Annotated in this window: 19 protein-coding genes and 1 pseudogene; 9 read left to right on the top strand and 11 right to left on the bottom strand. The window is 62.1% G+C overall.

Going from position 1 to position 21,831, the window contains the following annotated elements:
* Nucleotides 1-36 precede the first annotated feature (36 nt).
* Nucleotides 37-1,218 carry a fumarylacetoacetate hydrolase family protein gene (locus JZ00_RS11835; RefSeq protein ID WP_039589860.1) on the bottom strand — a complete coding sequence of 394 codons (1,182 nt, stop codon included), beginning with the start codon at nucleotides 1,216-1,218 and terminating at the stop codon, nucleotides 37-39.
* Between the two features lie 114 nt (nucleotides 1,219-1,332).
* Here JZ00_RS11835 and JZ00_RS11830 point away from each other — a divergent pair, with 114 nt between their 5' ends.
* The 5 genes from JZ00_RS11830 to JZ00_RS11810 all read left to right on the top strand — a co-directional run bounded on the left by JZ00_RS11830 (nucleotide 1,333) and on the right by JZ00_RS11810 (nucleotide 6,551).
* Nucleotides 1,333-2,271, top strand: coding sequence for a LysR family transcriptional regulator (locus tag JZ00_RS11830; protein WP_039589861.1), 939 nt, complete (start codon nucleotides 1,333-1,335; stop codon nucleotides 2,269-2,271).
* Nucleotides 2,272-2,476: 205 nt separating this feature from the next.
* Nucleotides 2,477-3,859 carry an MFS transporter gene (locus tag JZ00_RS11825; protein ID WP_039589862.1) on the top strand — a complete coding sequence of 461 codons (1,383 nt, stop codon included), beginning with the start codon at nucleotides 2,477-2,479 and terminating at the stop codon, nucleotides 3,857-3,859.
* On the top strand, nucleotides 3,856-4,596 hold the full coding sequence (locus JZ00_RS11820) for an SDR family oxidoreductase (RefSeq protein WP_039589863.1): 741 nt from the start codon (nucleotides 3,856-3,858) through the stop codon (nucleotides 4,594-4,596). The genes JZ00_RS11825 and JZ00_RS11820 overlap by 4 nt, the downstream gene beginning before the upstream one ends.
* Before the next feature lie 25 nt (nucleotides 4,597-4,621).
* Nucleotides 4,622-5,470 (top strand): ureidoglycolate lyase, encoded by an 849-nt coding sequence (locus JZ00_RS11815; RefSeq protein WP_039589864.1) that lies wholly within the window; start codon nucleotides 4,622-4,624, stop codon nucleotides 5,468-5,470.
* Between the two features lie 145 nt (nucleotides 5,471-5,615).
* On the top strand, nucleotides 5,616-6,551 hold the full coding sequence (locus tag JZ00_RS11810; RefSeq protein ID WP_046509643.1) for a hypothetical protein: 936 nt from the start codon (nucleotides 5,616-5,618) through the stop codon (nucleotides 6,549-6,551).
* On the opposite strand, the gene JZ00_RS11805 is transcribed toward JZ00_RS11810, so the two are convergent.
* Together JZ00_RS11805 and JZ00_RS11800 are read right to left on the bottom strand one after the other, a co-directional pair.
* Nucleotides 6,526-7,722 (bottom strand): MFS transporter, encoded by a 1,197-nt coding sequence (locus JZ00_RS11805; RefSeq protein ID WP_039589865.1) that lies wholly within the window; start codon nucleotides 7,720-7,722, stop codon nucleotides 6,526-6,528. The two genes, JZ00_RS11810 and JZ00_RS11805, sit on opposite strands and share 26 nt — an antisense overlap.
* An 11-nt stretch (nucleotides 7,723-7,733) precedes the next feature.
* Nucleotides 7,734-8,360, bottom strand: coding sequence for a cysteine hydrolase family protein (locus JZ00_RS11800; RefSeq protein ID WP_039589866.1), 627 nt, complete (start codon nucleotides 8,358-8,360; stop codon nucleotides 7,734-7,736).
* 144 nt (nucleotides 8,361-8,504) lie between these two features.
* On the opposite strand from JZ00_RS11800, the gene JZ00_RS11795 reads away from it, so the two are divergent.
* Nucleotides 8,505-8,996: a winged helix-turn-helix transcriptional regulator gene (locus JZ00_RS11795; protein WP_039589867.1), complete on the top strand. Its 492-nt coding sequence runs from the start codon at nucleotides 8,505-8,507 to the stop codon at nucleotides 8,994-8,996.
* Nucleotides 8,997-9,008: 12 nt separating this feature from the next.
* Here JZ00_RS11795 and JZ00_RS11790 read toward each other — a convergent pair whose 3' ends face one another.
* The 3 genes from JZ00_RS11790 to JZ00_RS11780 form a co-directional block, all read right to left on the bottom strand.
* A complete protein-coding gene (locus JZ00_RS11790) occupies nucleotides 9,009-12,104 on the bottom strand; it encodes an efflux RND transporter permease subunit (protein ID WP_039589868.1) in 3,096 nt (1,031 codons plus the stop codon).
* Nucleotides 12,105-12,107: 3 nt separating this feature from the next.
* Nucleotides 12,108-13,277 (bottom strand): efflux RND transporter periplasmic adaptor subunit, encoded by a 1,170-nt coding sequence (locus tag JZ00_RS11785; RefSeq protein WP_039589869.1) that lies wholly within the window; start codon nucleotides 13,275-13,277, stop codon nucleotides 12,108-12,110.
* A 372-nt stretch (nucleotides 13,278-13,649) separates the two neighbouring features.
* Nucleotides 13,650-14,528 carry a LysR family transcriptional regulator gene (locus JZ00_RS11780; RefSeq protein ID WP_039589870.1) on the bottom strand — a complete coding sequence of 293 codons (879 nt, stop codon included), beginning with the start codon at nucleotides 14,526-14,528 and terminating at the stop codon, nucleotides 13,650-13,652.
* A 121-nt stretch (nucleotides 14,529-14,649) separates the two neighbouring features.
* On the opposite strand from JZ00_RS11780, the gene JZ00_RS11775 reads away from it, so the two are divergent.
* Nucleotides 14,650-15,075, top strand: a complete 426-nt coding sequence (locus tag JZ00_RS11775) for a VOC family protein (RefSeq protein WP_039589871.1) — start codon at nucleotides 14,650-14,652, stop codon at nucleotides 15,073-15,075.
* Between the two features lie 42 nt (nucleotides 15,076-15,117).
* Here the strand turns inward: JZ00_RS11775 and JZ00_RS11770 are convergent.
* The 4 genes and pseudogenes from JZ00_RS11770 to JZ00_RS11755 form a co-directional block, all read right to left on the bottom strand.
* Nucleotides 15,118-15,465: pseudogene (locus JZ00_RS11770) on the bottom strand (substrate-binding domain-containing protein); the annotation flags it as partial.
* Nucleotides 15,466-15,517: 52 nt separating this feature from the next.
* The gene (locus JZ00_RS11765) at nucleotides 15,518-16,474 is read right to left on the bottom strand and encodes a sensor domain-containing diguanylate cyclase (RefSeq protein ID WP_039589872.1); all 957 of its coding nucleotides are present in this window, start codon (nucleotides 16,472-16,474) and stop codon (nucleotides 15,518-15,520) included.
* A 3-nt stretch (nucleotides 16,475-16,477) separates the two neighbouring features.
* A complete protein-coding gene (locus JZ00_RS11760; RefSeq protein ID WP_039589873.1) occupies nucleotides 16,478-17,482 on the bottom strand; it encodes a response regulator in 1,005 nt (334 codons plus the stop codon).
* Nucleotides 17,483-17,626: 144 nt separating this feature from the next.
* A complete protein-coding gene (locus tag JZ00_RS11755) occupies nucleotides 17,627-18,421 on the bottom strand; it encodes a helix-turn-helix transcriptional regulator (protein WP_039589874.1) in 795 nt (264 codons plus the stop codon).
* Between the two features lie 103 nt (nucleotides 18,422-18,524).
* Between JZ00_RS11755 and JZ00_RS11750 the strand changes: the two genes are divergently transcribed.
* Entirely contained in the window at nucleotides 18,525-19,481 is a 957-nt protein-coding gene (locus JZ00_RS11750) for a threonine dehydratase (RefSeq protein WP_039589875.1), read from the top strand.
* Between the two features lie 100 nt (nucleotides 19,482-19,581).
* Nucleotides 19,582-20,202 (top strand): TetR/AcrR family transcriptional regulator, encoded by a 621-nt coding sequence (locus JZ00_RS11745; protein WP_039589877.1) that lies wholly within the window; start codon nucleotides 19,582-19,584, stop codon nucleotides 20,200-20,202.
* A 53-nt stretch (nucleotides 20,203-20,255) separates the two neighbouring features.
* Here the strand turns inward: JZ00_RS11745 and JZ00_RS11740 are convergent, their stop codons facing one another.
* Nucleotides 20,256-21,716 carry an efflux transporter outer membrane subunit gene (locus tag JZ00_RS11740; protein ID WP_039589879.1) on the bottom strand — a complete coding sequence of 487 codons (1,461 nt, stop codon included), beginning with the start codon at nucleotides 21,714-21,716 and terminating at the stop codon, nucleotides 20,256-20,258.
* Nucleotides 21,717-21,831: the final 115 nt, after the last annotated feature.

Below are 21,831 nucleotides of genomic sequence, written 5' to 3'. Positions count from 1 at the left end.
TCTCTTGTAATTGGATGAATCGACGATCAGTCGGGCTCAGCGATCGAGCAGTCCCCGTGCGGCAAGATTGCGCAACAGGGCGCCAACGCCGAAGGTCCACGGCGCGGCCTCGCAGCTGTGGGTCACCTGGTTATGCAGGCTGCCCAACAACGGGCTGCTGATGCTGACCCGGTCACCCAGTTTATGGGTGAAACCGCTGCCGGCATGATCACGGTCCTCGGTGGGGGCGAACAGCGTACCGAGAAACAACAGGAAACCATCCGGGTATTGGTGGTTGGCATTGAGTGTCTGGCCCGCCAGGTCAAGCGGGTCGCGGCTGATCTGGCTCATGGAGCTGCAACCGTGCAGGCGATAGCCGTCTTCGCCTTGTACGTGCAGGTCAACCTCGCAGGCGCGCACGTCGTCCAGGCTGAAATGTTCATCGAACAGGCGAATGAACGGCCCGATGGCGCACGAGGCGTTGTTGTCCTTGGCCTTGCTCAGCAAGAGTGCGCTGCGGCCTTCGATATCCCGCAGGTTGACGTCGTTGCCCAGCGTGGCGCCGTGGATCTGGCCGCGGCTGTCCACCGCCAGCACCACTTCCGGTTCCGGGTTGTTCCATTGCGAGGCCGGATGAATGCCGATCTGGCTGCCGCTGCCCACGGCGGCCAGGACCGGCGCCTTGGTGAAGATTTCCGCATCCGGGCCAATGCCGACTTCCAGGTATTGCGACCACATGCCTTGTTCGATGAGATACGCCTTGAGGCGCATGGCTTGCTCGGACCCCGGCACGATCGAGCGCAGATTGTCGCCGATCACACCGTGGACTGTGGCGCGCACGGCGTCCGCCCGGGCCGCGTCGCCGCCGGCCTGTTCCTCGATCACTCGCTCGATCATGCTCGCGGCGAAGGTCACGCCGGCGGCCTTGATCACTTGCAGATCCAGCGGCGGCAGCAGGAACGGCTTGGACGGGTCGGCGTGGGGGCCGGTGTTGGCCAGCAACTCGTCGATGCTGGCGATGAAGGTGCCGGGTGTCTCTCTTGCTGCCGCCAAGGGCGAGGGGGTTTCCAACAGGTCGCTCAGGGTCGCAAAACGCTCCGACAGATCGAATACGCCGTCACTGCGCAGCACGATCGGCGAAGGCCCGGCGATCCGCCCCGGGACCCAGGCGCGACCAATCAGCGTGCCGGCCACGCCATCGACCGGCAGGGTATTTTCGGGGGTAAGCAATAGCGACATGGACAGGCTTCCTGGTTCGTAAAGCCTTCACGCTAGGGCGCGTTGTCGATGAACTCCAATGAGATATATTCAGTATCTGATAACGCCTGGTTATTGCGCCGCCGAGGAACGTCCATGTCCGATCTCTCCTTTTCCAGCTTTTGCGGCTGGCTCAAATTTCGCCATCTGTTGCTGATCGACACCCTGGGACGCACGTGCAACATGCATTTGGCGGCCGAGCAGATGAATCTCAGCCAGCCGGCCGTGAGCAAGATGCTCAAGGAAATCGAAAGCCTGCTCGGCTTCGCCCTGTTCGAGCGCCGCCCGCGCAGCATGCCGCCCACAGCCCTGGGCGAGCACGTGCTGCGCTACGCGCAAATCGCCCTGAATGACGCACGTTCGTTTGTCGAGCAGATCAGCAGCCTGCGAGAGGGCGGCCACGGCTACCTCAAGGTCGGCGGTATCTTCGCCGCGACGGCCGTTGCGTTGCCCGAGGCGATCCTGCAGATCAAGCAGCGCTGGCCGTTGCTGTCCATCGAGGTAGTGGAGCAGACCAGCAATCATTTGATGAAGATGCTTGAAGAAAAGAAGCTCGACCTGGCCGTGGCGCGTTTCACCGATCAAAGCCAGCAGCAGCGCTACGACTTCCAACCCCTGGCCCCCGAACCGTTCTGCATCGTGGTCAATGATCGCCATCCGCTGGCAAATGCCGGGCCGACGTCCTTGCAGCAGCTCGTGGACCTGCCGTGGATTTTGTATCCGGTCGGCACGCCGATTCGCGCGCGCATGGAACTGGCCTTCGCCGAGGCCGGGGTGGGCATGCCGCGCAACACCATCGACACGATTTCGATGCAGACCTTTCTCCAGGTCCTGCAACGCGGCCCCATGATCGGCATGTTGCCCAATGCGATGGTCGACCCGCTGCTCGAAAGCGGCCAGCTCAAGACCCTCGATACACCGCTGCACTTGGTACCGCAGGACTACGGCATCCTCACCCGCAAGGATGAACCTTTGGTGGGCGCGGCGCTGGAGTTTGCCGAGATCCTCAAGGACAACGCCCGCCAAATAACCTGAAGAAGCAACCGAACCTGTGGCGAGGGGATGAATCCCCTCGCCTCGATGACTCACCCAGCCTTAAGTACTTTGATAACGAACCGTTATCAACTAATCCAAAAATGCCATTGGGAAAGAATCGCTTCCCGACAGTAGAGTCCTCGTTCAATCGCCGAATGACTCGCTCATTCGACGTGACCCAATAAAAACAATCAGGGGTTACTTCATGCAAACCATCTCCGAGCATTTGCCCGCCCAGGCGCAAGCCGGCGAACTCGATTTCGAGGACCGGACCTATCGCAAGGTGATCTGGCGAATCCTGCCGGTCCTGTTGTTGTGCTACATGGCGGCGTACCTCGACAGGGTGAACATCGGTTTCGCCAAGCTCGACATGCTCAACGAGTTGCAATTCAGCAACACCGTATACGCCTTGGGCGCCAGTATGTTTTTCTGGGGCTATTTCCTTTTCGAAGTCCCCAGCAACCTGTTGCTGCATCGTTTTGGCGCGCGGTTCTGGATCGCCCGGATCATGCTCAGTTGGGCGGTGATTTCCATGGCGGTGGCCTACACCGTGCCGCTGGCGGCGTTCTTCCACATCGAATCGAGCACGATGTTCTACGTGCTGCGTTTCCTGCTGGGGATCTGCGAAGCGGGCTTTTTTCCTGGCGTGATTCTTTACCTCAACTACTGGTTTCCGACCCACCGGCAGAGTCGGGTGATGTCCGGATTCCTGTTGGCCTTGCCGGTCAGCCTGACCCTCGGCGGGATCCTGTCCGGCTGGCTGATGAACAGTATGCAAGGCGTACAGGGCCTGTCCGGCTGGCAATGGATGCTGATCATCGAAGGCATTCCTTCGATCATCATGGCCTTCGTGGTGATCGTCTGCCTGGCCGACAACATCGACAAGGCCAAGTGGCTTTCGGCGGCGGAAAAAGCCATGCTCAAGGCCAACTTGCAAACCGACAACCAGGGCAAGGCTTCGCGCTTGAGCGAGGTGTTTTTCAACCCACGGGTGTGGTTGCTGGTGTTGATCCTGTTGACCTTCAACACCGGTTTCTATGGCCTGGCCTTCTGGATGCCGTCGATCATCAAGAGCACCGGCATCACCAACAGCCTGCACATTGGTTTGCTCACCGCCATTCCTTATTCGGTGGCGGTGGTGGCGATGCTGCTCAACGCCCGGCATTCCAATCGCACTGGCGAGCGACGCCTGCACGCGGCCATACCGGCCTTCATCGGTGGCGCCGGGCTGATCCTCAGTGCGTTCTTCGCCGATAACCTGGTGCTGTCGGTGCTGTTCCTCAGCGTCTCGGCCTCGGGGATCCTGAGCCTGATGCCGATCTTCTGGACCTTGCCCGGCACTGTGCTGTCGGGCGTCGCGGCCGCTGCCGGGATCGGCATGATCAACGCCATCGGCAACCTGTCGGGCTTCACCGGATCGATGATCACCGCCGTGGCCGAGACGCTCACGGGCAATATCAATAACGGTACGTACGTCTTGGCGCTGTGCCTGTTGGTCAGCGGCGGGTTGATCCTGGCCATCCCGGCCTCGATGCTCGGCCGGACGCCAAAAAGTGCGGCCCCGGCGACGCAATTGGAAACGGCATGAGCCTGCACAACAAACGGGTGCTGGTGACGGCGGCGGGCCAGGGCATAGGCCTTGCCAGCGCGGTGGCCTTCGCCCAGGCCGGCGCCGAGGTGTTCGCCAGTGACATCGACACACGCGCACTGGCGGGCATCGAAGGGGTGACTGCCATTACGCTAGACGTCACCTCGGCCAACGCCATCGAGGCGGTTCGAGATCGGGTCGGCGGGCTGGACGTGTTGTTCAATTGCGCCGGCTACGTGCACAGCGGCACCATTATCGACTGCGACGAAGCGGCCTGGGCGCGCTCGATGGACCTGAACGTCACCGCCATGTACCGGATGATCCGCGCCTTCCTGCCGGGGATGTTGGCCCGTGGCGGCGGATCGATCATCAACATGTCGTCGGTGGCGTCCAGTGTCAAAGGCGTGCCCAATCGTTTCGCCTATGCTGCCAGCAAGGCGGCGGTGGTGGGGCTGACCAAATCCGTCGCCATCGATTTCGTCAGCCAGGGTATTCGCTGCAACGCGATCTGCCCCGGCACCGTGGATTCTCCATCGCTGCGCCAGCGCATTGCCGATCAGGCCGCGCAGCAAGGTGTCGATGAGCAACAGGTCTACCGACAGTTTCTCGACCGCCAGCCGATGGGGCGCATTGGTAGCACGCAAGAGATCGCGCAATTGGCGGTGTACTTGGGCAGCGACGCGTCCGCCTACACCACGGGGGCGGTGCACGTAATCGATGGCGGCATGAGCCTTTGAGTTTTCACTTGAACAGGAGCACTTCATGAAACTGTTGCGTTACGGCGAAAAAGGCTCGGAAAAACCCGGCCTGCTGGATGACGACAATCAGGTCCGCGACCTGTCGGGCCACGTGCCGGATATCGCCGCAAACGTCCTGGCCCCGGAAAGCCTGGCGAAACTCGCCACCATCGACCCGCGCAGCCTGCCGGTCGTGGCCGGCCAGCCGCGGATCGGCCCGTGTGTCGGGCAGGTCGGCAAGTTCATCTGCATCGGCTTGAACTACGCCGACCATGCGGCCGAGTCGAACATGGAGGTGCCGAAGGAACCCATCATCTTCAACAAATGGACCAGCGCCATCTGCGGGCCGAATGACGATATCCAGATTCCCCGCGGCTCGCTCAAGACCGATTGGGAAGTCGAGCTGGGCGTGGTCATCGGCAAAGGCGGGCGCTACATCGACGAAGCGAACGCCCTGGAGCACGTCGCTGGTTACTGCGTCATCAACGATGTATCTGAGCGCGAATGGCAGCTTGAACGCGGCGGCACTTGGGATAAAGGCAAGGGCTTCGACACCTTCGGCCCCCTCGGTCCGTGGCTAGTGACCAAGGATGAAATCCCCGACCCGCATGCGCTGCACCTGTGGCTGGAAGTCGACGGGCATCGCTATCAGGACGGTAACACCCGGACGCTGATCTTCAGCGTGCCGCAACTGATCGCCTACCTGAGCCGCTGCATGAGCCTGCAACCGGGCGACGTCATTTCCACCGGCACGCCACCGGGCGTTGGGCTGGGCATCAAGCCCGACCCGGTGTTCCTGCGCCCGGGGCAGACCATGCGCCTTGGCATCGAGGGCTTGGGGGAGCAGCGTCAGGTGACCGTGCAGGCGGACTGATCACTGGTTTCGCTGGAGCTATCGTCGGATCGCCGCCCGGAGCAAGCTCGCGATAGCGGTAGTCCAGCCGCGAAGATATCTGCGCTGTCCTCGCCACGAAAAATCCTCGAAGATGCACGCCTGATTCGAGAGAACGATTCGACCCATGAGCGACGACTCCCACGCGCAGTTCTTCCGCTTCGAGACGCCTGATCCAGGCATCGGCCCACGCGAGCAATCACCGATGCTCCCAGAGGAATTGGCCAGGGCGCGCGAGCGTGCATCGATGCACCGCTTCAGCTGGGTCATGGTGCTGGCGGCGCCGGTGAGCGTTGGCCTGATGCTGCCAAGCCTGGCGTTCGTGATTGGCCTGGGCCTCGTCGAGAAATGGTTCGCCCCGGGGCTGGATATCGACCGGATCATCGAAGGATCCTGGGGCTGGCAGGCGCTGGTGACGGTGCTTTTCATCGCCGGTTGGGCATCGTCCAATTACCGGCGCGACTCACGGGACCCGACCAAGCGCTACTGGCAATCGATGCCGGATCGAGGGTTGGTCGAGCTCGAGCGTCATACGCTGACCTCCGGCATCAGCCTGTGGGCCAGTGATAATCCCGAGCACGACAGCCTCATGCTGTGGCAAAACGACAAGCTGGTGCGCGTACAAAGTTCCGGCGTGTCGCAGTGGATCCTGGCCATGACCACGGCCGGCCATTGGCTGGTGCTCATGGAGGAATTTCCCGGTGTCTTGCGCCATGGACAGGTCAGCCGAATGCCTGCGCCCGAACAGCGGATGAAGCCCCAACAGCAATTGGCAATTGCCTTTGCCCCAGGGACTCACGTGACGCTGGGCGAGCGTTTTGATGGTGCGCCTGTGCCGCTGACGGAGTCCTCGTACTGGATGACCGCCGACGAGTCCAGTCGCCTCGCCGAAGCATCCCATCGTTGGAGCTTTTTCCCGTCGGACCGTTACGCTGTGATCAACGACCGGGACGCCGATTGGGTGCAACGCCTGGTGGATAAAGCGCTGGCGGACAAGGCGCGGGGCTGCACCGGGCGACAGCCTGAGCGACCGGCCGTCACGGCTGAGCATCCGCCAACGTGACGCGGGTCTCTCGGGGCGCGAGGGCGCTGATGGCGGTTGCCGACAGGGCGAGCAACGCACCGACGGCCGCAAGCCCGATCCAACCATTCCGGTGGACGCCGTAGTTGCCCAAGGCCGCGCCAAGTGCACCACCGAGGAAATACGAACCCATGAACACCGTGTTCAATCGGCCGCGGGCCTCGGCGCGCAGGGTTTGGACGCGCGCCTGATTGGCAACCAGGCCGGCCCTGTTGCCGAGGTCCAACAGCACCATGCCGACAATCAGCCAGCCCAGGTTCTCTGCGCTTGCCGCGATGAAGACGAAACCCACCACCAACACTGTCGCACCGGCGATGGCAAGCGTTCGGGCGCCGAGGCGGTCGACTAACGTGCCGATGCGGAGCGATGTGACGATGCCCGGCACTGTCGCCAGGCCGAACAGGCCAATGGTGGTGGAGCCGAACGCATAGGGGGGCTGCGTCAGCAGCGCAGCCAGCGTCGCCCACAAGGCACTGAACGCGGCGAATACCAGGAAGCCGCTCGCGGCGCAGAAACGCAGCACAGGCTCCTCGCGCAGCAGGCTACCGAGGGAACGCATCAACGCGCCATAGCGGATCGAAGAGAGACGGGGTATGGCAGGCAGGTATCTCGCCACGATCAACAGCAACAGCCCATCGATAAGCGAGGCCATCAGAAATACCGATCGCCAACCGGTGTGCTCGCCCAGCAAACCACCGAAGATACGCGCCAGCAGCAACCCGGTGGACAGTCCGCCCAGCAACGTCCCCACCACCCGACCGCGTTCCGTGGGCGCGGCCAGAGCCGACAGCACGGGAATGATCAACTGCGCGGTAATCGCCGTCACCCCTACCGCGAAGCTGCCAACGCACAGCAGCGCGAAACTCGGCGCGGCGGCGCAGGCGAGCAGGGCGATGGCATTTGCCCCGATAGCCAGCAATGCCAACCGGCGCGGTTGTCGGCAGTCGGCGAGCGGCACGATGAGCAACAGGCCTGCGCCGTAGCCCAGTTGCGTCAGCGTGGCGATCAGGCCGGCTTGGGTCGAGGTCATGCCGAACGACGCAGCCATCATCGGCAGCAGCGGTTGATGGTAGTAAATGGTCGACGCGGCCAGGGCGCAACACACTGCCATGACGCCGACCAGGCGAGCGGGGATCACGTTCGGCGCGGGCATGGCGCGGTCCTTCAGTGCTGTTGCAAGGTCGAGATCAGCGTGCCGGTATCGACGATGCTGTGGGCGAATGTCGGCCCGTTCAGTTCGTGCGCCGCGTGCATCATTTCCGGGCTGAACGCGGCGGTTGCGTCGCGCACCAGCGTCACGTGATAACCGAGCTCCATGGCGAACCGCGCGGTGGACTCGATGCAAGTATTCGCCAGCAAACCCATGACAATCACATGGGTAATGCCTTGTTGCTTGAGCTGAAAATCGAGGTCGGTATTGGCGAACCCGCTCTGGCCCCAATGCTCTTGGACGATGATGTCGCCGTCCTGCGGCACGAAGTCCGGATGCCATTCGCCGCCCCAGGTGCCCTTGGCGAATGTGTGGCGTTGCTGGATCAGGCGTTGGGTCGGATTAGGGTGGTCCCAGTTGTCGTAGTCGCCAGGTTGCCAGCGGCGATGGGGCACATAGAACACCTGGATATCCTGTTGCCGAGCGGCCGCCACGCCGGCGCGCAGGTTGTCGAGCAGGTGAACGTCCTGGGCGACGTCTTTCAGCAGGGCAAAGAGCTTGCCGCCCTCGGACAGGAAGTCGTTATAGGGGTCCACCAGCAACAGGCCGGTTCGCGACGGGGAGTACACAGGCTGGGTCATTTTTGAGGCTCCAGTTCATTGAAAGGTGTCCTCAATACTAACTATGAAAATCATATAGTCAATATTTACGCCGTTTCCGAGGCGATTTAAGTGTTGGGCTGTCGTGTTACTATGAAAAAGATAGTGATTTCGAGAAAAACACATATGCAAGATGAAACGAGCGAAACGGTCTGCCCGGTGGCGCGTTCGGTGGGTGTGGTCGGCGATAAATGGACGATTCTGGTGTTGCGTGAGTTGTACATGGGCATGACGCGCTTCGAGGAGATCCAGATCCAGACCAGCGCTACGCCGCAGATGCTCACCTCGCGCCTCAAGGCGCTGGAAGCCGACGGCCTGGTGGAACGCCGTCCCTACCAGGAGAAGCCGTTGCGCTACGAATACCAACTGACGGCCAAGGGATGGGATTTCTACCCGGTGATCTACGCGCTGCGCGCCTGGGGCGAGAAATGGTGCAAGGACGAGGATGAAGGGCTGGCGATGCACTTTGTGCATCGCGCCTGTGGACATGACGTCGGGGTGGCGAGTGTTTGCCCGAACTGCGGTGTGCCGGTTGAACGCAAGGACTTGCAGCCGTCGATCAGCGAACGCTTCCTCGCCGAGCGCACGGCCCGTCGGGAAGCGTTCAAGGGCAAGTAGCGCCGCCAATCCTCAGTCGGATTTGCGCCGCGGGACGTGCTTCATCACCACCACGAAGAACACCGGGACAAACACCACCGCCAGGGTGGCGCTGATCATCCCGCCGATCACGCCCGTGCCAATGGCCTGCTGGCTCGCCGAGCTGGCGCCCGTGGCAATCGCCAGCGGAACCACGCCCAGGATGAACGCCAACGAGGTCATGATGATCGGCCGCAGGCGCAGGCGCGAGGCCTGGAGCGTGGCGTCGATCAGGTCGTGGCCTTCGTCGTACAGGCTCTTGGCGAACTCGATGATCAGGATGGCGTTTTTCGCCGACAAACCAATGATGGTGATCAGTCCGATCTTGAAGAACACATCATTGGGCATGCCGCGCAACGACACGGCCAGTACCGCACCGAGCACACCCAGTGGTACCACCAGCAACACCGAGGTCGGGATCGACCAACTCTCGTACAGCGCCGCCAGGCACAGGAACACCACCAGTAGCGACAGGCCCAGCAGGATCGGCGCCTGGCTGCCGGACAAACGTTCCTGCAGGGACAACCCGGTCCATTCCTGGCCCAGGCCCGTCGGCCCTTGGGCCACCAGCCGCTCGATTTCGGCCATGGCTTGCCCGGTGCTGTAGCCCGGGGCCGGTTCGCCGGAGATGCTCACCGCCGGGTAGCCGTTGTAGCGGGTCAGTTGTGCCGGCCCTTGGGTCCAGCGGGCCTGGACGAAGGCCGACAGCGGCACCATTTTTCCACTGCTGTTGCGCACGTGGATCTTCAGCAGATCCTCCACCTGGCTGCGCTGGTCGCCTTCGGCCTGGACCACCACGCGCTGCATTCGCCCCTGGTTCGGGAAGTCGTTGATGTAGGCCGAGCCCACCGCCGTGGACAGCACACCGCCGACATCGGCGAAGGAAATGCCCAAGGCATTGGCCTGTTTACGATCCACTTCCAATTGCACCTGCGGCGCTTCCGCCAGGGCACTTTCGCGCACATTCATCAGCATCGGGCTCTTTTCAGCGGCGGCGAGCAATTCGCTGCGGGCCTGCATCAACGTGGCGTGGCCGAGGCCGCCGCGGTCCTGCAAGCGAAACTCGAAACCGCTGGAAGTGCCCAGGCCATCCACTGGCGGCGGCAGCACCGAGAACACCATGGCGTCCTTGATCGCACCGAACGCCTGGTTGGCGCGATCGGCAATCGACGCCGCCGAATCATCGCCACCGCGTTGCGACCAATCCTTCAGCGTGGTGAACGCCAGTGCGGCGTTCTGCCCGCTGCCGGAGAAACTGAAACCGAGGATGACCGTGCTGTCGCCGACCCCCGGCTCACCGGCATTGTGGGCTTCGATCTGCTCCACCACCTGCACCGTCCGGTTTTTGCTCGCGCCCGGTGGCAGCTGGATGTCGGTGATGGTGTAGCCCTGGTCTTCCACCGGCAGGAACGAGGAGGGCAAGCGACTGAACAGCAGGCCCATGCCCACCAGCAGCACGCCGTAGATCAGCAGATAACGGCCGCTGCGTTTCAGCGCATAGGCCACCCATCCTTGATAGCGATCGCCGAATCGGTCGAAGCCCCGGTTGAACCAGCCGAAGAAACCGCTTTTTGCGTGGTGATCTCCTTGGACGACCGGTTTGAGCAAGGTCGCGCAAAGCGCCGGGGTCAAGGTCAGGGCGAGGAAGGCCGAGAACAAAATCGATGTCGCCATCGACAGCGAGAACTGTTGGTAAATCACCCCCACCGAGCCCTGCATGAACGCCATTGGAAGGAACACCGCCACCAACACCAGGGTAATGCCGATGATTGCGCCGGTGATCTGCCCCATGGCCTTGCGCGTGGCTTCTTTGGGGGACAAGCCTTCCTGGGCCATGATCCGCTCGACGTTTTCCACCACGACGATGGCGTCGTCCACCAGGATGCCGATGGCCAATACCATGCCGAACATGGTCAATACGTTGATGGAGAATCCCAGTGCGAGCATCGTCGCGAAGGTGCCCATCAGCGCCACCGGCACCACCAGCGTGGGGATCAGGGTGTAGCGGATGTTCTGCAGGAACAGGAACATCACCGCGAACACCAGCAGCATCGCCTCGCCTAGGGTGTAGACCACTTTGGTGATTGAGACTTTGACGAACGGCGACGTGTCGTAGGGAATCTTGTATTCCACGCCGGCCGGGAAGTAGCGCGACAGCTCATCCATCTTCGCCCGCACCAGGGTGGCGGTGTTCAGCGCATTGGCGCCCGGCGACAGTTGCACCGCCACGGCGGTGGACGGCTTGCCGTTCAGGCGCGTGGAGAACTGATATTCCTGGCTGCCGATTTCCACCCGCGCGACATCGGCGATGCGCACCGTCGAACCGTCGGGGTTGGCCTTGAGCACGATGTCGGCGAATTCCTGCGGCGTCGAGAGCTGGCCCTTGACGACGATGGTCGCGGTGATCTCCTGGCTACTGCGGCTCGGCAGATCGCCCAGGCTGCCCGCCGAGACCTGGGCGTTCTGCGCGACGATGGCGGCATTGACGTCCGCCGGGGTCAGGTTGAAGCCCACCAGCTTGCGAGGATCGATCCAGATCCGCATGGCCCGTTCGGCGCCGTACAACTGGGCCTTGCCAACGCCGTCCAGGCGCTTGATCTCGTTCATCACGTTGCGCGCCAGGTAGTCGCTGAGTGCCACATCGTCGAGCTTGCCGTCGCTGGAGGTGAGGGTAATCAGCAGCAGGAAGCCGGCGGAAACCTTGTCCACCTGTAAGCCCTGCTGGGTTACCGCTTGCGGCAGGCGCGACTCCACGGCCTTGAGGCGATTCTGCACATCGACCTGGGCCAATTCCGGATTTGTGCCCGGTTGGAATGTCGCGGTAATCGTGGCGCTGCCGAGGCTGCTCTGGGATTCGAAGTACAGCAGGTTATCGGCGCCGTTGAGTTCCTCTTCGATCAGGCTGACCACGCTCTCGTCGATGGTCTGCGCCGAAGCGCCCGGGTACACCGCGTAGATCTCGATTTGTGGTGGGGCCACGACCGGGTATTGCGCCACCGGCAGCTGTGGGATGGCCAGGATCCCGGCCAGCAGGATGAACAAGGCGACGACCCAGGCAAACACCGGACGGTCGATGAAAAAGTGCGGCATGGTTTAGTGTCCTGCCTGTGGCCCGGGAGCCTGGGCGAGAGGAAGAGGGGAGTCGTCGATCCGCACTTGGTCCCCCGGGCGCGCGTGTTGCAGGCCTTCAACGACGATGCGGTCGCCCGGCTTCAAGCCTTCGGTGACGATCCAGCGATCGTTCTGCGCAGCGCCCAATTGCACGGGTTGCTGGCTGACCTTCTGCTCGGCATCCAGCAGCAACACCTGCGCGATGCCGGCGCTGTCGCGCAGGATCGCCCGTTGCGGCACGGTGATCCCTTGGCTGTTAACCGCTTGTTCGAGACGCACGCGGATGAAACTGCCGGGCAGCAGGTCCAGGTCCGGGTTGGGGAACTCGCTGCGCAGGGTGATCTGGCCGGTGCTCGGGTCGACGCTGAGGTCGGTGAACAGCAACTTGCCGGGCAGCGGATAAGGGCTGCCGTCGTCCTGGATCAAGGTGGCCTTGGCCTGGCCCTGGCCGACCGCTTGCAGTTGCCCTGCGCGAAAGGCGCGGCGCAGGTCGTTGAGTTCGCGGGTCGACTGCGTGAGGTCGGCGTGGATCGGGTCCAGTTGCTGGATCAGCGCCAACGGCGTGGATTCGTTCTGCCCAACCAGCGCACCTTCAGTCACCAGGGCACGACCGATACGCCCGGAAATCGGCGCGGTCACCGTGGCATAGCCGAGGTTCAGTTTCGCCCGTTCCACCGCCGCCTTGCTGGCGGCGACGTCGGCGGCCGTCTGGCGTACGTTGGCCCGCGCGTTGTCGTAATCCTGGCCACTGATCGCCTTGTCGTCGATCAACTGGGCGTAGCGCCGGGCCTGCAAACGGGCCTGGAACGCATTGGCCTCGGCCTTGCGCAACGCCGCCTCGGCACTGTCCAGGTCAGCCTTGAACGGCGCCGGATCGATGCGAAACAGCACCTGGCCCTGCTTGACGTCGCTGCCTTCACGATAGACCCGCTGCAAGACCACGCCGGCGACCCGGGCGCGGACTTCGGCCACCCGCGGCGCGGCGATCCGGCCACTCAGCTCGTTGCTGATCGACAGGGGGCGGGCCTGGACGGTTTCGATACGCACGCTGGCCGGCGGGACGGATTCTTCCACTGTCGAGCTGTGATCACAGCCGCTGAGCAACAGCGCCCCGATCAACAAGCCCAGTGTAGCGACAGGAGTCTTGGACATGGTGCTTCCCCAATAATGAACCGCCCATGGTAGGGATGGGGGTCAATGGCAAGGGTGAAGCTTTGTAGGCACTCTGTGAAATTGTGTAACCAGACAGGCCGCTGGATTCGAAAACAACCGACCAACGCCTGTTGATGGTTGCCATCAGAATCCAGAGGAGAGGGTTCGGCATTATAGATGGGCATATTTTTGTCGGATGTACCTGTAAGTTCTGACAGTAGCGCCCCTTTCTTTATGCTGGGGCTATGCGGTATCACCATCGAGGTGATTGAGTTTGAAAGAGCCAGACAGGGAGAACGCTATGAGTTACACAACGCGCGAATATAGGGGATTTGAGATTCGCGCCTATTCCGCCCATGGATGGAAAACGCGTCACCCTATTCCGCCGCCGGCCTGCTCGATGACCAGTCCAGCGAGAATCGCGACGGGGTCGGCCAGGCTCTGTCGCGACCGATGGACAAGGCCGATGTCCCGATGAAACGTATGCTGCCCAAGGTCAAGCGCTCGCACGCCCTTTGGCCAGGGCTGATGGGCTGAGGTCTGCGGCACCAGCGCGACACCTACGCCTTTTTCAACGAGCTTGATGATCGCGTCCAACTCGTCCAGCTCGCACACTTCGCGCAAGGTGAAGTGCATCTGCCGCAGGAAACGATCGACCTGCCTGCCACCGAAGGAAGAGCGGTCATAACGAATGAACGGCTGGCTGGACAGCAGCACCGACCAATCCTCACCGGGCATTCCACGGGGAACGATCAACCGGTAGGGCTCCAGCGCCAGAGTGGTCCAGCGCAGGTCGCTTTGCAGCGAGAACGGCGGGCGGATCATCACCGCCAGGTCGATTTCGCCAGCATCCACCAGGTTGATCAACTCAACCGACAGGCCCGGCACGATACGTGTTCGGCACTGCGGGCACTGTTGGTGGAACGTGGCGAGAGCGTCCGGGAGATAGGCGCGCTGGACGGAGGCGATTGCGCCGATGTTCACCAGTACGCCGGGAGGAAGCCCGGGCGTCGAGGAGCCGAGATTCTCGTAAAGGCGAATCAATTCTTGGGCTTGCAGGAGTATCTGGTGGCCCCGTTTGTTGAGGTGGGCCGAGCGTCCTTTGCGGTCGAATACTTCGAAGCCCAGCTCGGCTTCGAGGCGCTGGATCTGCGCACTGACCGCCGCCTGGGTGAGGCCTATCTTGTGCCCGGCGGCGGCGAAGGTACCTTCGCGCGCGACGGCGATGAGGGTCTTGAGTTCTTTGATCATTCATCAATATTAGTTGTGTTTCTAAGAAATTTATATTGATTTTTTTGTTGTGCCTGCGCGGCTACGATGGGCTGCACGCGCCGTTGCGTTGCGACAAATAAAAAACATCCCTGGAGTACCAATGAGCCTCTCACCTTTCCACCTTGCGATTCCTGTTTACGACCTGGCGGCAGCCCGCAGTTTCTATGGACAAGTCTTTGGGTTGGAGGAGGGGCGCTCCAGCGAGCAATGGGTCGACTTCAACTTCTACGGTCACCAACTGGTGATTCACGAACATCCCAAGACTGAATCCCAGGACAGCGTGCATAGCAATGCGGTGGACGGCCACGACGTGCCGGTGCCTCATTTTGGTGTGGTGTTGGGGTGGGCTGAATGGGAAGCGCTGGCCGAGCGATTGAAATCGTTTGGCATCGAGTTCGTGATCGAACCCTACGTGCGCTTCCAGGGCCAGGTGGGCGAGCAGGCGACGATGTTCCTATTCGATCCTTGCGGCAATGCGCTGGAGTTCAAGGCATTCAAGGACATGGGCCAGCTCTTTGCAAAATGACCAGGCGGCACAAAGGTCGCGCCGTTGCGGTCCTCGATCGGATTACAGCGACGCCCTGCGCACCAGTGGGCAATCCACGGGCTGGGTGCCCGAGATCTTGAGGGCCTCGATCAGGTGATTGGCCGCCTGGCGACCAATTTCGTAGTACGGCAGTTGAACGGTGGTCAGTGGCGGCATGAACAGTTCGGCGATGCCGATCATGTTGTCATAGCCGAGCACAGCCACATCGTCGGGAATTTTCAGGCCACGACCCAACAACAGTTGGTACGCGCAAAAGGCAATGCGGTCGTTGCCGCAGACCAGGATGTCGAATTGCGGGCGACCGTCGACGATGTGCCGATCGAGAATGGCGGCGGTTTCACCATAGGCATCGTGGTCGGAAAGGTCGTGATGACTGTGAGAGCCCCATCGCGAGCGAGCTCGTACCCTTGAATTTGCTGGATCAATGACCGTGGACCGTCACGCGATTGCGCCCGGTTTTCTTTGACGTGTACAACGCCTGGTCGGCCCTGGCGATGAGTTCGGCATGATCGTTCGCCGGCGCGCTCAGGTCGGCCACGCCCAGGCTGATGGTGAAACGGATGTCCTGGCCGTTGTACTGCACCCACAACTGCTCGACGGCCTGGCGCAGGCGCTCGGCGAAAATCCGTGCGCCGGCCTTGTCGGTGTCCGACAGCACCACGCCGAACTCCTCGCCGCCGTAACGCCCGGCCACGTCGGACTCGCGCACGTGCTCATGCAACAGCGCGGCGACCTGCTCGATCACCTTGTCGCCGGCCTGGTGGCCGTAGGTGTCGTTGACCTGCTTGAAATGATCGATGTCCAGCATCACCAGGCTCAGCGCATTGCCGTAGCGCTGGTGACGGGCGTAAGCCGCTTTCAGGCTGCCTTCCCAATGGCCGCGGTTGTACAGGCCCGTCAGGCGATCGGTGCTGGAGAGCAGTTGCAGTTGGGCATTGGCGGCCTGGATCTGATGACGATTGGTGGCGACGTCGGTGACGTCATAGATCACCAGACAGATGTGGTTGATCCGGTTGTCGGGCGAGCGCAGTGGCAGCAGCGTGGTGTTCTGGTACATGAACTCTTCCTGGCCGGTGATCGGCTGGTAGCTCTTGAAGCGCATCAAGTACGGGCGCTGCTCCCAGACCGTGAACGCGGGGGTGCCCAGGGTGGCGACGCTTTCCACCTTGCGGCTGAACCATTGGCGATCGATTTCCGGGAACAGGCTGAAGAAGTTCCGGTTCTGGGCATCCTTGGGCTGGACCCCGGAGCGGTTCTCCATGAAGGTGTTCCAGACCTGCACGCGATACTCGCGGTCGAGCACCACCACGCCGACGTCGATGCTCTGAACGATCGCCAGCAACCAGTGGAATTCGTTCAGATCAATGGTTTCGGTCATGGCTCAGCTCATCAGGTAGGCGAGTTTGTGGGTCAGCCGCTCGATGGAGTCCTCCGTGAACAGCAGCAACAGGTCGAAGCGGATATCCTGGCCTTCCAGGCCGTAGCTGATTTCCACCGCCAGGGTCTTTTTCCAGTGGACGCGGTTTGCCCGGATCAATTCCTCGATGGCTGCGTGCTGGCCGAGGATCTGTGGATGACCTTGGGAGAAGACCACGTCGATCTGCTCGGCGATGCTGCTCAGGCATGCGCCGATCAGGATGCTGGAAAGGTCGACGAGCATTTCCAGGTCGGAGTAGTCGGTACTTTCGCGCTGCATCAGCTGAGCGATGTCAGCGATTTCCGAGTCGTGGAAGATCAGCAGGGCTTCGCCGGCAATGCCGCTGCCGATAAAACCCTGGCATATGGCGGTGAGTTGCTGGGAACTGCCGACGTCGTTCAAGGCCATGTGCAACTCGCCGACTTCGAGCACGTTGACGTTCGGCACCGGCAGTTGCACGAAGACCCCCAGCACCTTGGCAATCAACGCCGCAGCTTGGCCGATGGCAACGTTGACCGTTTCGCGAAACGCGTCCTGGAAGCTGATCGCCGCGTTCGATGCCGGTCGGTCCTGCAGCGGCGCCTTGCCGGGTTGGGTCAGCAGGCCCACCCGGTTGAGGGTCTGGCGCAGTTCGTTTTCGTCGAACGGTTTTTTCAGGAAGGCCAGGGCGCCCAGCTCATGGACGCGGCGCACAGCCTCATCCTGGACGTCCCCGGAAATCACGATGACTTGCGCCTTGAGGCCTTCGGCGCGCAAGGCGCTGAGCACTTGGTAACCGTCCATCTCCGGCATGGTCAGGTCGAGCAGCACCACCTGGCCCAGGCCCTGGCGTATGGCATCCATCGCCTGGCGGCCATTGACCGCCTCGGTGACTGAAACCGGCCAGTCTTGCGGCAGGGCACGCAACACTTGCTTGCGCGCCATGGTGGAGTCGTCGCACACAACCAGGGGAATCAACGGCACTGGCATGCCCAACGACGTTCAACTGCGGGGAAGGTCCTTCCTACATCACTCATAGGCGGCAGTGGCCCTCTGACTATCGAACGGAATGCAATCTGTAGCTTCTTTAAAAACTGGACCATTAAGTCAAAGGCGTCAAATGCACTTCGTCATTTAACGCAATCGTGCCGGGCTCACGCCGAGTCGCTGCTTGAACGTTGTCGTCATGTGCGCCTGTGAACTGAAACCGCAGGCGTGGGCAATCTGCGCCAGCGTCGCAGACGAGTCGCGTATCAGCGCCCGGGCTTTGGCCAGGCGCCTGTCGATCAGGTAGCCATGGGGACTTTTGCCCGTGGCGATCTTGAACGCCCGCATGAAATAACCTTCGGACAATCCCAGCAACTGCGCCATCGCCGACACGCCAAGGGGTTGATCCAGGCTGGCATCGATGAACTCATCGAGCAGGCGCATCCGGCTGTCGGTCATCGAGCCCTGGGTGCGCGTCGTCTGGGGTTTGCCCGGCGCCACGCGTTCGGCCAATCCCAGCGCCCAGGCTTCCCAGTCGTCTTCGAACGAGCCGTGCAGCAGCGCCCGGCGCATGCGTTGCGCAAGGGCGCTGGCGCGTGAGTCGAGGCGATTATTGAAGGCGTGGTCCCCCGCCAGCGCAACGCCGTCGGTACGTATCAAGCGCAGGTATTCGCCGCCCACGGGGGACTCCGAGTACACGTCGCACTGGGCCGGCACGAACGCCAGGCCGTTGGGCTTGGCGTAGAACGGCTGTACCCGGTCGCTGCCGATGGCGTGCAGGCCTCGCTGACTGTCGAACGCAAAACCGATGGCGGCCTGGGGTGCGACGTATCGGGCCGCATAGGCGCAGCCGGGGAGCAATTCGATCAGCCACGGGCCGGCCTCGATGCGACGGGTCGATTCAGGCGGGCGCGGCGGCTGCGGACGATTTCGATGGCTCATGAGCCCATAGTAGTGAAGCGACGGGATAAAAGTCAGGTCAGTTTTCTGAAAGCCAGGGTTCGGCGCCCCTGGCTAGACTGGTCGAAACTAAAGGAGGCCCATCATGTACCCATTGACGCTCGACGATATCGAACAAGCGGCTCGCCAGGTTTACCAAGTCATGCCTGCCACGGCCCAGTACGCCTGGCCGTTGCTGGCGAAACGCCTCGGTTGCACGGTCTGGGTCAAGCACGAAAACCACACCCCCACGGGCGCGTTCAAGGTGCGCGGCGGCATCACCTTCATGCATTGGCTCAAGCGCGAGCATCCGCAAGCGAAAGGGATTGTCACTGCGACCCGGGGCAATCATGGCCAGAGCCAGGCACTGGCGGCGAGCGCGGCGGGGCTGAGGGCATTGATCGTGGTGCCCGAGGGAAACTCGGTCGAGAAGAACGACGCCATGCGTGCCTTCGGTGGTGAAGTGATCGAGTACGGCCGCGATTTCGATGAGGCCCGGGAAGAGGCGGCTCGCCTGGCGCAGGCCCAGGGGCTCTATCTCGTTCCGCCGTTTCATACCGAATTGGTCAAGGGTGTCGCCACCTATGCCTTGGAACTGTTCACGGCCGTGCCGGATCTGGATACCGTCTACGTGCCCATTGGTTGCGGTTCCGGAATCTGCGCGGTCATCGCGGCCCGCGACGCCCTGGGCTTGCAAACCCAGGTCGTGGGCGTGGTGTCCACCGAGGCAACGGCGGCGAAGCGCTCATTCGAGACGGGTAAAATTTGCGAAACCGCCTCGGCCAACACCTTCGCCGACGGCCTGGCCGTGCGTAAGCCGATTCCAGAGGCCTTCGCCGTCTACGGCGCAGGAGCGGCGCGGATCGTGGCGGTCAGCGATCAAGAGATCGCCGAGGCCATGTGCGTCTATTACACCGACACCCATAATCTGGCCGAAGGTGCCGGCGCTGCGGCGTTGGCGGCGCTTATCCAGGAGCGCGGGAAAATGGAGGGGAAAAAGGTTGGGGTTATTCTGTCCGGCGGCAATGTCGACAGGTCAGTGTATGCCCGCGTGATCGGCTAGTGGCCATGGCTGGTTATCGAAGCGCTATTGACTATCTTGTGACTTAATCTTGGATTGGTCATAAGTTGTCAACCTTCCTTGGGGTGCGTAAGCTGCCCCCATGAACCAGCCATCCATTGCATCCCCCAGCGTCCGTGGACCCGTCGATCACGAAATTCGTGACCAGATCATCGCGGCTGCCCATGAACATTTCAGCCAGTACGGCTTTGGCAAGACCACGGTTTCCGACTTGGCCAAGGCCATCGGTTTCTCCAAGGCGTACATCTACAAGTTCTTCGATTCCAAGCAGGCCATCGGCGAAGCCATCTGCTCCAATTGCCTGTCGACGATCGTCCAGGCCGTGGAAGAGGCGATCAATGTGGAGGGGCTCTCGGCGACGGAGCGCTTGCGCAGGCTGGTCAAGACGCTGGTGGTCACGGGTGTGGACCTGTTCTTCAACGACCGCAAGCTCTACGACATCGCCGCATTTTCGGCGTCGGAGCGCTGGCCCAGTTCCCAGGTGTACAACGAACGGATCAAGGGTTTCGTGTTGCAGATCGTGCGCGAGGGGCGTGAGCTCGGCGAGTTTGAACGACGCACGCCGCTGGACGAAACGGTGGAGGCCATTCACCTGGCCTTGCGGCCGTTCGTCAACCCGTTGCTGCTGCAATACAACCTCGACTTCGTCGAGGAAGCCCCCACGCTCACGTCCAATCTCATTCTGCGTAGCCTGATGCCCTGAGCTCGGCTGGAGGGCACCTCCGGTCGTTGATTGGTGACTATTCTCTTAAACGTTCACCTTGTCGCTACAGGGCCATCTTCAGGTGCTTGCCACCCACCGCCAAGCGCCCGAAATGCCGCGACCGCTGCCCGGGCCGATTCGGTTCGCGCTTGCGCTCGGGCATCGGACGCTTGCAGCAATGTCTCGTCCGCATTGAGCACGTCGATCAGGCTGGCGGTGCCTTTCTGGTAGGCGATGAAGGAGGATCGGCGGGCTTGCGTCAGCGAGGTTTCGCCCTCGGCGAGGATGGTCGCCTGGGCTTCTCGATTGACCAGGGCGCTAAACGCATTTTCGACGTCTTCGGTGGCGCGCAGCACGGACTGGCGATAAGCGGCCAGCGCTTCGGCTTCCTGGCCCTTGGCCTGGTCGATCTGGGCGTTGATGCGGCCGAAATCGAAGAGCCTCCAGCGCAGCCCCAGCACACCCGCCGATTGGCTCGCGCCGCCGCTCAAGAGATTGCCGCCGGATACCGCCGTGGCGCTGCCAAGCAAGGCGCTGAGGGAAAATTTCGGGTAGTACTCGGCGACGGCTTCGCCGATGCGCGCATTGGACGCCGCCAAGCGTCGTTCAGCGATGATCAGGTCTGGCCGGCGGCGTAGCAGGTCCGCCGGCGTTCCGGTTGTGGTTATTTGCGGAGCCAGGGGAATAGCGCGCTGCTCTGCCAGTTGTGACCGATGAGTGCCGGGCGGCGTGCCAAGCATGACATCCAGCGCATTCATCGCGGCGTCCAGGCCAGTCTGCAGCACCGGCACGGTGGCCTGCACCTGTGACAATTGCCCCTCGGTCTGGTGGACTTGGTAATTGGCGGCCAGGCCTTTGCTGTAGAGCAGCCGGACTTTTTCCAGCAAGTCCTGCTGCGTGATGACCTGGCGCTTTGCGATATCCAGCCGCGCCTGCAGGCCGCGGGCGGCAATGTAGATATCCGCGACTTGAGCGGCGACGGCCAGTCGCGTGGCGACGACACCGGCTTCTGACGCCTGGTATTCGGCCATCGCCGCTTCGCGTCCGCGTCGTAGGCCGCCGAACGCGTCTATTTCCCAACTGGCGCCGAGGTTGAGTTCGTACAGGTTTCCGTAGCGGTCATAGCCGGGTGTCGAATCCAGCACCTGGCCGAGCGGGGTCTCGACCGATTGATAGGCGCGTGCCGCCTGGCCGTTGATGTTTCCCGAGGGCAGCAAAGCGGCATTCGCGGCACCCAGGCCCGCTCGGGCTTGGGTGACACGTGCCGATGCCTGCGCCAGGTCCAGGTTCTGCTCGAGGGCCTTGGTGATAAACGCGGTGAGGGTTGGATCACCAAATGCTTCCCACCAACGGACCAAGTCGGCTTGGGCGCTGGCGGACCTTTGTTCGACCGAAGGCTGACCGACGTAACGACTCGAAAGCGGGGCGGAGGGACGATGGTAATCCGGACCGACTGCACAACCTGCCATCAAGCTGGTGCCTAGGAGAAAAGCCAGGGGACGAAGGGGTGGCATGGAACAATTCCTTGGGGCTGTGCAGAGGGTGACCATATCACTATACAGTCACATCCTGTCAATTCGCGTCCAGCCTTGAAGTGAAAGCTTTTTTCCAAGCCTGCCGGGATCGCAA

The organism is Pseudomonas frederiksbergensis (assembly GCF_000802155.2).
In the GTDB taxonomy this organism is placed as follows: Bacteria; Pseudomonadota; Gammaproteobacteria; order Pseudomonadales; family Pseudomonadaceae; genus Aquipseudomonas; species Aquipseudomonas frederiksbergensis_A.
Note: the sequence above shows the minus strand (reverse complement) of the source record. Positions and strands in the feature narration are given on the sequence as shown.